Here is a 1,216-nt window from a genome sequence, read left to right as displayed (position 1 = left end):
GCCTTCCATAAATTTGGGCATACTCAAACAAAGCAGCGGCCATCCCGGATTTCCAATCGAGAGGAAGCTGCCCAGAGAAAAAACGGCGAACGAACGAAATGAAGGAAAGAGAGACGTTCGTCTGTTTTTTGGTTTGATCATACAGCCATCGCAGCAACACATACGCGATGAACGCCGCAAACAGTTGGTTGTATACCGCATTTTCCGTCGTGCCAAACAAGGTCGGGACATTCAGATATTGCTTCACCCAACGGAAAAAGACCTCAACAGTCCAACGTTGTTGGTACATGTCGGCAATGGTTTCCGCAGACGCATGGAAGAGGTTCGTCACGACCCGAATGTCGCGGCCATTCGCATCTCGAAAGATCACCACCCGGTGACGCTTGGTGGAGCGGCATTGTTTCGTCCCCAACTGGCACGTGAAGTCGGCTTGAACCGATGAGGATGTGCTGGAAAGGCGTTTCAAGCTTTTTTTCTGATGAAGTTCGATGTTGTCCTTCATCCGAATGACAAAGAGCTGATGCTGCTCCACAAATCGATCGAGGCGTTCGATTTTGAAATACGCCCGGTCTTCCACGAGCACTTGTTGAGGGTTCGTCAACTGTTCTCCCACTGGGCCATCGTGACGCAGCCCGGTCGTTTCCACCACGTCTGCCGGCAACGAGGATTCCGGCGAATACGCGACGTGCAGCTTCACTCCGGCGCGTTCGCCGTGATACGGAGCCCATGGCAGGCGGTTTTTCCCGACCGTGACGGTCGTCGAATCCACCACCCGAAGCGGTTTGGGAAACCGAAGCGAGCGGCGGGTTTGGCGGTTGCACTTGGAAATGATCAACGCCAACAAGCGTTTCATGATGTCATAGGGAACTTCTTTCGCTTTCTTGGATACAGTTGAATAATGGAATCGCGGCAATCCATACAGAGGCCCCACATCGGCTCCGTGGCGAAAGCTTTTCCATTGATGCATGGCGGCCAGCAGGAAGAAGTGAATCAACTCGCGCAACGTAAAGGTTCGAGACGAATCACGATACCCAACCGCTTCGGCAATCAGTTGAATCTCTTCATCCGAAACAAGTTTTTGCATCAAATTCGGGAGTGTGGTATGCTTGTTCATAGAGAGCACCTCCTGGGTTTGTTTGTGTCGCTACTCACATTCTACAGGAAAGGTGCTCTTTTTTCTATACCCTTTGGATTTTATTGGATAATCAACACGCCT

Annotated in this window: 1 protein-coding gene; it reads right to left on the bottom strand. The window is 51.2% G+C overall.

What is annotated here, in order from left to right; all coding sequences use genetic code 11:
* On the bottom strand, window positions 1–1,114 hold a 1,114-nt coding region (locus tag ETR37_RS17710), incomplete at its 3' end, for an IS4-like element IS5377 family transposase (protein ID WP_129447609.1).
* Window positions 1,115–1,216 lie beyond the last annotated feature (102 nt).

Source organism: Geobacillus sp. PK12 (genome assembly GCF_004123125.1).
GTDB lineage: Bacteria > Bacillota > Bacilli > Bacillales > Anoxybacillaceae > Geobacillus > Geobacillus zalihae.
The sequence above is the reverse complement of the archived record's forward strand: the minus strand, read 5'-3'. Positions and strand labels throughout refer to the sequence as shown.